This window comes from Deltaproteobacteria bacterium, assembly GCA_016208165.1.
Lineage (GTDB): Bacteria > Desulfobacterota > Desulfarculia > JACQYL01 > JACQYL01 > JACQYL01.
Map to the genome: position 1 here is coordinate 59,577 of JACQYL010000062.1, position 12,144 is coordinate 71,720.

Sequence of the window (12,144 nt, forward strand, 5' to 3'; positions counted from 1 at the left end):
ACGAGTCCAATTTTTTTCAATGGGATACGGGCTGCATCTGTCCGGACCGAGGGGCCTTCGAGCATGAGCGTCGCGCCTCCGGTCCCGATGCACCCTAATATCCCACGAAATCCGCGTCCGACACGCTTTCCGTCAAACCGGAGAAGGTTCTGAAGCCCGGGTCGAAACTCCAGCCCGTCAGGGTCGGCGTCACCGTTCCGCTCCATCCATAGGGTACGGTCGAGGAATAGTCGCCGGAACCGTCGGTCTCCACGGACCATGGGCCCTCGTCGCTCGTGAACACCACATCCACCTCCGCCAGATAGGCCCCTCCTAAGGATTGGTCGGCGACAATGTTCCCCGCGATGACGAGGTCCGCAAACCCGGTGTAATCCTTCACGGAATCCGCGGTCATGTTCGAGTAGCCGATGGAAGGAGGCTGAAACGTCCAGCCGGTCTTGGCGGCCAGCGCGTATCCGGACCAGCCGGACGGGACGGTGAAGGTATAGGCCCCCCCTTCGTCGGTGGTCGTGCTTCCGCCTGCGCTGTCACCCGCGTACGAGATCGTGACGCCGGCGATGCCCCGGCCGCCGTCCTCCGGCCGGGCCGTGACCGTGCCCGAGAGGGTGATCGATGTCTGGAGGGGAGCGCCCGTGAAATCGACGGCCGTGGCCGGCGAAGTCACGCCGTCAAGAATGATTTCCGCGGGCAAAAAGATGTAAGCGGCCAGACTTGCGGACACGGCTCCGGCCCAGCCGTAGGGAACCTGCGTGCTCCACGCGCCCCGGGCGTCGGTCCAGGTGGATCCGTATCCCTGAAGGGTGACTTCCACCCACTGGAGCGCGAGACCTGTTTCTCCGTCGGTGACGGTTCCCGAAACAGGTACATATTGCAGGGAAGCCGTGAAGTTCAGGGTCCGGTTTGTCGTGACATCGGAAAACGACGGGGAGCCGGGGCTGAAGGTGTATCCGACGAGGGACGGGGTCAAAAGGCCGCTCCATCCATGCGGAACCGTAAGCGAGTATTCGCCCGAACCGTCCGTGACGGTCGAGCCCCCGCCGTTGTCCGCCGTAATGGCGACCCCCGCCAGGGGGGCGCCGGAGGGCGAGAGGGTGACAACGCCGCCGATGGTCGGATTCCACCCCATCTCGCGCACCTTGACGGTTTCCGAAGCCATGCAGGCATACGAAAGCCCGGAGGCGCTCATGGTGACCGTCACCTCGTATTCGCCGGGCAGGCTATACGTATGCTTGGGGTTTTGTTCCGCGCTGGCGCCGCCGTCTCCGAAATCCCAGCTCCAACTGTCGAAGCCGATGGTCGAAATATCGACAAACGCAACCTCGAAAGGGGCCGCTCCCGTTGTGGGCGTGAACTGGAAGCCGACGTCCAGCGTTCCGGGAGAGAACGCTTTGACAACGTCATAGGTGAAGTTGGCGGCGGGGGCATAGGTCGGCGCCGCGGCAGGCCCCACCGTGACAATCCCCTTGTCGAATCCGGTGAAGACCAGGTCAAGCCGTTCACTCTGATCCGCCAGGTTGGCGGCCGAGAAGAGGAACATCGATAGGTCGCCCGCGAAGGCCTGAAACGTGACGCCGTCGAAGGTGTAAACCACGACGCTGGATCCGGCGGCGTAATCCTGCACGTACAAGCTGAACGCGGAAGTCGCGTCTTTCCAGATGCCGGAGTGCATGGTTCGGACGGCCGGGTGCTTCTTCTCGATGTCCGTAATCGTCGTCGTATGGCTGATGTTGTTCGTTATGGCCGCCACGGCATGATTATGGGAAATAAACGTGATCGACAGAGTCTTGCTCCCGTCCGGAACGTCCATGGACACGGCTTGGAATTGACCGTCGGATAGGTCCGATAAGAAGGCGTAAAAACGGACCGCGTCCGCGGTATAAACGGCCAAGGTGGATCCGGTGGAATAGTGCTGGATGTAGAAATTATGCTTCGCGGGATCGGCGCCGTCCTTCCAGATTCCCTGATATTGGGCCAACGCGTTTGCCGCCGGGAGGCAGACGAAGGCGGCGAGAAGGAGAATTACGAGCCCCACTCTTGTTTCGATTTTCATTGCGTATTCCTCTTATCCTTGGGGATCCGCTGTTCCGCGGAACTTCACGCCTATTCTTGTAGAACACAATCTCAGGAAGATACCAAGCCTTGGATGGATAACAGCAATATACAGGGTCGGGTTGAGGAACAAAACCGGGAAATAAGACGCGTAAGTCGAGTCTGACTCACAAATTCGCGAAGCGACAGGAGGCTCCCCACGCCGAAGAAAGTATAGCACTTATGGTGTGAAAGGTACAGCGGGATCGCGTTGTTCACAGGTTTCCGTTCTTCGGACCCGGCGCGTCACCTCCTTGTAACAAGTTCAAATCATAATCAAAATCGTTTCAAGGCTGACGGTAATTCAGATCTGTGCCAGGAAAAATGCAAAATGTGAGAGATCAGGTATGCGTTCGAACCCATAGCCGCCACCAGTGGGCAGTGTCGTTGAATTCGAGGAGAATCCCGATCAGCCTTCGGCGATGTCAAGGCAATTCATTCTTAACGCTCAAGTCATCACAACTTCCTTGACTCGTCAAGGAAGACGTGCTTAATGAAAGGTCCACTGACAGGGGAAGGCCTTCGGGCTCCATCGGTATCTTGCCGGAGCACGGGTGCAACAGAGGTCCGGGCCGTACGGTATCGCCCTCGAACCCAAAGCCGAACGATGCTCATGGTCGTGCCGGCCCTCTCCGGAAGCCTGAAATGCATTCCCACAAATCATATGAATGGAGGCTCGCGAATGAACGATTCCCGAAACGACCTGGATCGGCTTTGCATCAACACCATACGGACACTGTCCATGGACGCCGTCCAGAAAGCGAATTCCGGACATCCCGGAACGCCCATGGGTCTGGCGTCCGTGGCGTACGTACTCTGGACGCGTTTCCTGCGCTTCAATCCGGCCGACTCGAACTGGTTCGATCGTGACCGGTTCGTGCTCTCCTGCGGCCACGCTTCCATGTTGCTGTATTCCATGCTGCACCTGACGGGCTTCGACCTGTCCCTCGAGGACATCAAGAACTTCCGCCAATGGGGAAGCAAGACCCCGGGACATCCCGAGTATGGCGTGACGCCGGGGGTCGAAACGACCACGGGCCCCTTGGGACAGGGGATCATGAACGCCGTGGGCATGGCTCTTGCTGAAGCGCATCTTGCCGGCAGGTTTAATCGCGAATCGCATAACATCGTAAATCATTACACCTATGTTTTCTGCAGCGACGGGGACTTCATGGAGGGGGCCTCCCACGAAGCGGGATCTCTGGCCGGCCATCTGGGCCTCGGCAAACTGATCGTTGTATACGACGACAATCGGATCACCATCGAGGGCGATTCGTCACTGACGTATTCGGACGATGTGGGCAAACGGTTCGAGGCCTATAACTGGCACGTTCAGGATATAGGGGACAGGGCCGACGACATCGAGGCCCTTTCACAGGCCTTTGCCGCGGCAAGGGAGCATACCGCTCGGCCTTCCCTCATTATCGTGCGTTCGCACATCGGTTGCGGATCCCCCAACAAGCAGGATACCAAGGAAGCCCATGGCGAACCTTTGGGGATGGAGGAGATCGCGGCCTGCAAAATAGCGTACGGTTGGCCCGAGGATGAGCATTTTCTCGTTCCCGATGCGGTCAAGGAGCACATGGGGAGGGCCGGGGAAAACGGCGCCAGGCTCGAGCGGCAATGGAACGAGAAGTTCTCCGCCTATGAACAGGCGTATCCCGAGGCGGCCGTGGAATTCAAGCGCGCCCTTTCGGGTGACTTGCCTGAAGGCTGGGATGCGGGTATTCCGGTGTTCGTTCCCAAGGACGGTCCCATGGCCACCCGAGCCGCCTCGGGCAAGGTGCTCAACTCCTTCGCTCAGAAAACGAAGTCGCTGATGGGGGGCAGTGCGGATCTGGCGCCGTCCACCAAGACATTGATCGCGAAAGAGGAGTATCTTTCCGGCCGCCAACCGGGTTACCGGAACGTGGCCTGGGGAATTCGCGAACTGGCCATGTGCGCTTGCTGTTCAGGGATGGCGCTGCACGGAGGCATCCGGCCCTACGCAGCCACGTTTTTCATCTTTACCGACTATGCCCGCCCCGCCATCCGTCTGGCCGCGTTGATGGAGTTGCCCGTAATCTATGTAATGACCCACGACTCCATTGGAGTTGGAGAAGATGGGCCCACCCATCAACCCATCGAGCATCTTGCGTCGCTTCGCGCCATGCCGAACCTGACGTTGATTCGTCCGGCGGACGCAAACGAAACGGCGTATGCGTGGCGCGCCGCCATGGAGAACAAGAGCGGTCCCACCATGCTGGCGCTTTCACGGCAGGGACTTCCGATTTTCGATCGCGCGGTCGGAGGCGGAGCTGAAGGCGTATACATGGGCGCCTATATACTGTTCAAAGAACAGGGCGTCCGCCCGGATATGATACTGATCGCTTCAGGTTCCGAGGTGGCGCTGGTGGTCCAGGCTAAAGACGTGCTTATGGGAGCGGGTATTGACGCCCGCGTGGTGAGCATGCCGAGTTGGGAGCTGTTTCAGCGACAAACGCAGGAATACCGTCAAGAGGTGTTGCCGCGGGAGGTGACGGCCCGATTGGCCGTGGAAGCAGGATCACCCCTGGGATGGCGCGAATGGGTGGGTGATCGAGGCGACATTCTGGGCATCACCCGATTCGGAGCCAGTGCTCCGGGCAAAGAGCTGTTCAAACAATACGGGCTGACGGTCGAGAATGTGGTCTCGAGGGCGCGGAAACTCCTCGGCCGATAAATCGGACATAATCGTTCACAGGGGAAAATCCGCCTTCGGCGGAGCAGCCGGTGAGAAATGAATTCCGGGGGTGTGAACGCCGGAATCCGGAAGGCATTGCATACCGCGTTCCACAGACTTTGTGAACGCCTGCGGCTGAAGGTCTCAAAGAGCGTCCGGTGCGGACTTCGATTATCGGGAAAGAGCATGAATAAGGTTGTCTGTTTTGTTCTTACGTTGACGATTCTGGCTTTTCAGTCCGTCGGCGCGCTCTTCGCTTACGAAAATATCCTAATAGGCGCGCTCTACAGCGCCACGGGTTCCTACTCGTCCATCGAAAGTCCGGCCCTGTCCGGGGCTCTGTTGGCGGCCAAGGAACTTAACGGCGCAAATGGACTGCTTGGAAAGAAGATCGAGTTGGCGCCGACGGACGTGAGGGGAGGCCGAACGGCCGTTCGGGACGCCGTGTCCCGGTTTGCCGTCGAACAAAAGGTGGTCGCCGTGGTGGGGCTTGGAGATCCGTTGGATGCGTCGGCCGCCGGATTTCTGGCTCAGAAGGCCGGAATGCCTTTTGTGTGCATCGGCGCGGACGCGTCCTCCTTACCCGACCGCTTTGGAGGCTGCATGTACCTCGTGGGAGGCGACCTCCATTCCCAGGCATACGGGCTGGCGCGTTTTGCTTACCACGATCTTAGGGCGAGAACGGCGTACGTTTTGGTCGACGACTCCGCGGACGCCTCCAAGCTCCAGTTGGCCTCTCTCTTCAAAATCCGGTTCAAGCAATTCGCCGGTTTTGGAGCGATTCTGCTCGAAGATTCGTTCCATCGCGGAGACAATGATTTCGCCATCCGGATTCAGCGATTGAAGACCCTCGATCCGTTACCGGATGTACTGATGGCGGCCGTAGAGGGGAATGACTTCATCGAGATCGTGAAGCAGTTCCGCGGTGCGGGAATCGAGCGACCGATCATGGGTGGAGAACGGTTTGGCTCGTCTCTCCTGGCTGAAACGAGAGACGCTTTCCTTCGGAACGTCTATTTCTCCACCCAGAATTCTTTTGAAAGTGAAAGCGTTCAGGTCAAAAATTTTGTGGAAAAATACAAGGAAGAATTCGGCCATGCACCGGAGAACGCGTTTGCCGCTCTCGGGTACGATGCGCTCCGCCTGATAGCGACGGCCATCGTCAAGGCGGGAAACTGCGAACGAAGATCCATTCTGAAAGCCCTGGCGGAGACCAAGGGCTTTGAAGGCTTGACGGGGACCATCGGTTATGGGGACAGTTTCCTGGTTCCCAAAAAAAACGTGTCGTTGATCACGGTTACGGGAGGTAAACTCAGTCTCGCCAAAGAGATCACGCCCCCATGAAGGATGAGGCCGTAGTTTGCCCTCGTCCCGCCCCTTCCCGAGGGTAAGGACCGCATTGGCGCGGCGCGCTGCGCCCCCTGTAGGGGCAGGCCCCCGTGCCTGCCCGGTTTTCGTATTTGTCCTGACCCTCGGGGGCACCCACGCGGCAGGCCCCCGTGCCTGCCCGATTTTCTCGGGTCCAGGCGCGCCGTATCGTCGTTATTGCGCGGGATGAGGCGCCTGAACCCACCTGTAAAAGGCCACGTTGTAAATGGGGATTCCGGTGTCCACGGTGGACACCACGATCCAGCCTTCGGCGGCGCTGGTGAATCCGCAGGCCGCGTGTCGGTCGCCCGCCAGGGAAACGACATCCATGTCCGTGGTCTTGTCTTCATCCAGGAATACGTCGAAATGTACCGCGTCCGGGCTGGCGATCACGATCCTCGAACCCGTGGTTTCGTAAGTCTGAACGTAGAAGCTGATGGTTGCGGTTTCCCCTGGAGACGTGTCCTTCCAGATACCCAGGTAGTTGTCCGTTGCGCATCCCGCGTACCACCGGTAGAGAGTGTAATCGGACGTCCCCGCTCCCTGGAGCGTGAGGGAAGCGGTTCCCTCGGCATTGCTCGTGAACGCGGCTGTAAGGTGATGACCTCCCTGGCCCAAATCGTTCGCGTCCACCCCGTCACTATAATCGTTGTCCAGGAAGGCATAAAAAGCCCGGCCGTCCGGGGAAGCCAATAGGATCGTCTGGCCGGTGGTGTACGTCTGGACATAGAAATTCATGAGGCCTCCGGACTGTGACTGGGGCGGAGCCGATTTCCAGATGCCGTCGGGACTCAGAGAAGGACCGGGGCCGTTTCCGGTCCCATCCCATCCCGCAAGTCGCGCCATCAACCACCAGAACGCCTTGGCCTTCAGCATGCAGTTGAGTCCATGGGTGTGCTGGCACTCGGAGTCGTCTTCAGGTCGATACAGACAGTCCGGATCGCCGGGATGGGCGTCACACCAATCGGCGCACCAGGAACAGGAATCGCTGGTGTCCGGATAATGGTTTCCATCGGGATCGTATTGCTCGATGTCCGCGAAATCGAAGAGGATTTTGTTGTGGGCATCTACGTAGTCCCTGACCATCTGATTGTTGCGGACCAGATCCGTTCCCCCTTCGTCCGTATGCCCGGTCATGTAGATGAACTTCATGTCCGGATATTCACTCTCCAGCGTATTCAGAGCATCGAGGTACTGATTGACCGTATCCGTGGTATTCCACGATTGCTGGCCGCACCACGCCCACATGGAATAGTCGAACAGCCCGGTGTCGGCGACGGCTCGGGTTCTGTTCAGGCCGGAAGCGCTCTCCCAGTAGTCATCAGGTTCGATATAGGTTTCGGGCGGGTTGCCGTCGTATATGCGGAGGGCCGGAGGGGACTCGAGGGGCGGAAGAGCCGCCGTGTTTCCGTCTTCGCGCACGGCGACGCCGTATTTGGAGTTGATGGCTCCGAGCGCGTGAAGGCCTGCGATGATTTGGGATCCGTGCGAAGTGTGGGCATAATGGAAGGTCAACGCTTTAGCTGCTTCGATCCACTGATCCGGAATCCGACTGAATTGCCGGACCGCGGTATGATCCACGGTCAGGGCGTGAGCGGAGCAGGTAATGACAACCAGTGGAAAGGCGGCCGGCAGAAGTCCTAGGATACCTTTCCAAACCTTGTTCTTTCGGCCGTTCATACCCATGTCCGTCCTCCTCTGTGAGGGTTGGTTGTTCCCATGAGCTTAATCGTGTATGGCCAGGCTAACTTATGTTTCTTCTTTAGACGGGTTGATTTTCAATGCAGGAATTGATCGTCTTATTGTCGGCGCACTACCATGGAGACCCTAGTCAATTATTATAGCTGCAGGACGACATGTCGGCAATGTGAAACCGCCGGGATCGAGGATGCGGATCCGTTCTGAAATGTGGCTTGAAGGATCTTTACAGTCCGGTTAACAAATATCGAACGAAAACAAGTAGGTTTCGATAATGGCTTGTGCGTTGTCTTTGAAATTGGTAAATTGGACACCGAATTCGTACGTGGTGTGAGACACACGACGGGACCAGGCGATTCGTCCTTCGACTTGCAGGGGTGGACCAGGATCTGAAGGGTAGTGACCCAGGGCGCCGGCATGCGCGCTTTCACCCGGCGACACCAATTCGTCCTCAGGGAGCCTGAAAAGGAGCCAGATCGGTTCCGATTTCTGCGGTGGGTATTCGTCGGTTCTTCCTTTGCACCCTCCCACGGAAATATCGGTCAGTTCTCCTTTGTAAATACGACGGTGAATGCGGCGCCTATGGTCGGCTAAGTTATTCAGTTCGTTCAAGTTGAATTCGGCCGGACTGTAAAGGAGCCACGGAAAGGGCATCTTGCGGCGATAGAGGCGCTGTTCGACCACAGGCTGAAAACGCTCGCCGCACTTGGGGCACTCGAAGGGCGGCAGCGGCCCCTGATGGTCGGAGGAGGTCTCGATCAGATCCGTTTCGTTGCATTTCGGGCAAGTGACAGGTACGCGCTTGGTCATGGTCTCTGCTCCGCAGCGTGCGTATCGGTGGAGAAGAAGGGGCTGAACTCCCGCTGGGAGCCCGCCGAACGGCTCGTCGCAGCGGGATCTTCACAAACAGATCAGAGGGCATGAAGGGGAGAATCGTTCCCCGCGGAGCCCGGATCGTTTTACATCTAGTGAAGAAACCGGGATACTAGCTTCGGGACGTTTCCGCACCACGGTCGGTCCCGATTTCTGACGTTAGTATCGGTACGTTCGGCCAACCGCTTTAGCGGTACTTGCTTGAAACACGTATGCCGGGTCGCCGGGTGGCGGTATCTCCGAACTCCCTCAGCGGATCGTACCCTATCCGTGTCAAAGGCTTCAAGACCTGCTCCAATAGGCGGCGCAAGTTGAACGCACACGATGTCCGGTACATCCCGCGGAAGGATGAGCACGTAGAAAGGAGTTGTGATGAAAGCGTCGTTCGCAATGCCAATGGTGATGCTATTGACCGCGGCCGTACTTGTCCCCGCGTCGGCCGGATATGCGGCGGATCCAAAGGAAGTCATGACATCGTACCTGGACGCGGTCTTGGAAGGCAGGTATGCCGAGGCGTATCAGCACATCTCCTCCCTAGACCGGAAATCGATGAGTCTGGAAGAATACCTTCAAAAGCGATCGGGTAAGCATGCGATGATCTTGGGGCTCATCAGCGGGTTCGCGTCCTATGAGATCAAGAACGTCAAAATCACCGGGGACTTCACCCAGGTAGATGTGGACCTGGCCGTACCGGATTTTGTCCGCATGGCCTCCGATCTGGTAACTTCCGCCATGACCTCGTTGTTCATCGGGGAGGATGTCGAGCGTCAAATCCAAAAGTGGTTGCTCGAAAAGATGAAAGGCAAGGATATTCCCACCCAAAAAGTCGAGCGCTCATTAAACATGATCCGGGAGTCCGGTGAATGGAAGGTGTTCTTCAACTGGGGGGCGGAGCAGGACGATTCCGGAACGGATCAAGACCTCCTCGAATGGTTGGAACAGGCGGCAAAAGCTGGAAATAAGTCGAAGTAGTATTGAGCGTCAAGAATGGAACGATGTTGTTTCGCTCGAGGTATTCCGGTACTCATCCGAAGGCGTCTCGGGAAGAAAGGGTCGTGCAAGCCCTCGATTCGGTGTCGAGGAGAAAGGATTTGGGGTTCGGGCAGTAGAGGGACTGGGTCGGTCTACAACGTTTCGGGCATGGGCCGGCGATCGAGCCTCTCCCACGAGCGGGTCCTCTCGTAGGAACGTATGGCGGGACCGGGAGGGCGGCGACACCAAGCAGTGAAGCCCGCCTCGGACTCCGGAGGCGGATCTGCTTCCGGGAATAGACCAGGGCGAAGAACCCTGCGCGAAGTCGGACGAAGCCGGTTATCCTATGCTGAAGCTTTTCCTCTCGCTGCCGGGACCGTAACCGTCTACATTCCAAGGCTGAACCCACCAGGTGTGGGCTCCTTTGGGAAGGGGCTCGGTCAATCTGCCAATGCAAGAGTTCCCGCGGGTTATGTCCTCACTCCGATACCATCTTTGTATGGTGCTTCCACGAGGGCCGTATACGTTCACATTGAGAGCGTACCACGTAGCGCCGTCCACGGACTTCCACATGAACGTCGGCGTTTCATTCAACGTGATGTCAAACGGACTTATCGGTTGAGGGGTACCGATGGTCTGGCCCACAAATTCAATCACCTGAGGTTCGCTCAGCGGAGACAAGGCCGTATCTCCGGCGCAAACCTGGACTTGGTACGTATATCCGTCTCCGGGGCCGGCGTTGGGCGTCGGCCAGACAAAAGCGTACCATCGGGCGCTTTCGGGGTATAAGTTCAAAACCGGCGTGTGGCCCACCATGCAAGGGCCTGAAGGGTTCAAACCGTTCACCCAGAAACAAACCACCGCGTCCGGAGGCAAGGGGAGATTGCCGGTGTTTTCAATTTGGGCCTGAAGCAACGTTTTTAATCCGAACTTCGCACCGTACACCGGCCAAACACGGCGCACGCCGGCGCCCAGGACCCCCGAGGCAGCGGGAGCTTCGTTGGTGACGGACTGCAGGTTGTGAATCCCTGGTTCAGTCTCAGCTTCTTCGAGAATGCCGGATTGCATGTTTGAAGATACTCGCTTGCCCTCCCCGCCGGTTTGGGCCACTAGAGGGAGCGAACAAAGAGCCACGAGAAATGCGGTCATCATCCAGAAGAATTTCCTTCGAAACACGGCTTCTACCTCCCGACGCTATTTCTATGAGAGCGCTGCTTTGGAAAGTCGTACAAAAAACGGCGCAATCAAAACAAAATTTGTACAACTTGCCGTCCGGCGTCTTTCGGGTCTTAAATACATGACGACTTGAAGATGCGCCGTATGTGCGGTTTCGGACCAACCGACATCCGAAAGAAGACCTTGCAAGACGCACGGCCATTTCAAAGAGCAATATCCATGCCCATGGAGGCCGGCGACAGCTCGGATTGGAAGCGCCGGGGAGCGAAAGAGGTCCGGTCGAACCCATCATTCCTTGCCGGATCGATTCGGATCGAACGGCCGGCGCCGGTGAATCCGCGGAGCCCGGTGTGGGTTTCAGCCAAGCACCGCCCGATGAGGTTTGACACCGTGATGGGATGCTACTATTAGTCTGAACGATCCATGAAATCGTTCGCGAAATGATTCAATGCTCCGCATTCTATAGCGTGTATTCTCAAATCCGGCGCCATTTGTAGCCTATTATCCTGATATCCTTAGAATCAGCAAATGGTGGCGCAAGATTTCATGAATATTCCCGGTCGGATATCGGCCGGCATGGGGGACATTCGATACGCCGCGGAGGAACCGGACCAGGCGTAATCCGTCCCGGCGGCCGTGCAATGAATCCGGGCAGAACTCCCGGATCGTAGGGGTATTTGAAATGAGAGGTGATTTGTGAAGGCCATAATCGGAGCCGGGCTGGTGCTTATCGGCATTCTCGCTTCCGTGATCCTGACCCATGCCAAAGACTTCTCCGGTAATGTGGTTGACGTTCCGGAAGGGGATATGATCGTCGTAGCGCGGGGGCAGGATGAAATTCGGATTCGACTCGAAGGCGTTGACGCGCCCGAGCCCAACCAGTCCTACGGTCCGCATGCGCGAGAGTTTACTTCCCGGCGGGCGCTGGGAAAATCGGTGGTCGTTCTGACAAAATCCGAGGACAAGTATGGGTACGGCTGGGTCGTAGGGGAGGTGATTCTACCGGACGGCGCGAATCTGAGCCACGACCTGTTAAAAGCCGGATACGCCTGGTGGTATCGCGCCTATTCCAACGACAAGACCCTGGGACAAATGGAAGAGGAGGCGCGTAAGGCCCGACGTGGACTCTGGGCCGACCTCAAACCCCAGCCGCCTTGGGAATGGCGAAAGGCGCGAGGGCCGAAGTAGAGCAAAGATATCGGTAAGAACGATCGAAGGGTCTGCATGATCGGTTATGCGCCCATGAGGAAGCGGGCCGGCGCCGGCCA

At 57.8% G+C, this 12,144-nt stretch carries 8 protein-coding genes; 4 read left to right on the forward strand and 4 right to left on the reverse strand.

The features are described from left to right. Nucleotides 1-94 precede the first annotated feature (94 nt). Nucleotides 95-2,050, reverse strand: coding sequence for a PKD domain-containing protein (locus tag HY788_13700; protein MBI4775204.1), 1,956 nt, complete (start codon nt 2,048-2,050; stop codon nt 95-97). Nucleotides 2,051-2,770: 720 nt separating this feature from the next. Between HY788_13700 and tkt the strand changes: the two genes are divergently transcribed. Beyond that, entirely contained in the window at nt 2,771-4,789 is a 2,019-nt protein-coding gene (gene tkt, locus HY788_13705; GenBank protein MBI4775205.1) for a transketolase, read from the forward strand. Nucleotides 4,790-4,975: 186 nt separating this feature from the next. After that, a complete protein-coding gene (locus HY788_13710; protein ID MBI4775206.1) occupies nt 4,976-6,133 on the forward strand; it encodes an ABC transporter substrate-binding protein in 1,158 nt (385 codons plus the stop codon). 198 nt (nt 6,134-6,331) lie between these two features. Here HY788_13710 and HY788_13715 read toward each other — a convergent pair whose 3' ends face one another. Together HY788_13715 and HY788_13720 are read right to left on the reverse strand one after the other, a co-directional pair. After that, nucleotides 6,332-7,843, reverse strand: coding sequence for a hypothetical protein (locus HY788_13715; protein MBI4775207.1), 1,512 nt, complete (start codon nt 7,841-7,843; stop codon nt 6,332-6,334). A 249-nt stretch (nt 7,844-8,092) separates the two neighbouring features. Continuing rightward, entirely contained in the window at nt 8,093-8,665 is a 573-nt protein-coding gene (locus tag HY788_13720) for a PilZ domain-containing protein (GenBank protein MBI4775208.1), read from the reverse strand. Nucleotides 8,666-9,100: 435 nt separating this feature from the next. On the opposite strand from HY788_13720, the gene HY788_13725 reads away from it, so the two are divergent. Further along, nucleotides 9,101-9,700 (forward strand): hypothetical protein, encoded by a 600-nt coding sequence (locus tag HY788_13725; protein ID MBI4775209.1) that lies wholly within the window; start codon nt 9,101-9,103, stop codon nt 9,698-9,700. 339 nt (nt 9,701-10,039) lie between these two features. Here the strand turns inward: HY788_13725 and HY788_13730 are convergent, their stop codons facing one another. Then, nucleotides 10,040-10,876 carry a hypothetical protein gene (locus HY788_13730; protein MBI4775210.1) on the reverse strand — a complete coding sequence of 279 codons (837 nt, stop codon included), beginning with the start codon at nt 10,874-10,876 and terminating at the stop codon, nt 10,040-10,042. Between the two features lie 696 nt (nt 10,877-11,572). Here HY788_13730 and HY788_13735 point away from each other — a divergent pair. Next, nucleotides 11,573-12,064, forward strand: coding sequence for a thermonuclease family protein (locus HY788_13735; protein ID MBI4775211.1), 492 nt, complete (start codon nt 11,573-11,575; stop codon nt 12,062-12,064). Nucleotides 12,065-12,144 lie beyond the last annotated feature (80 nt).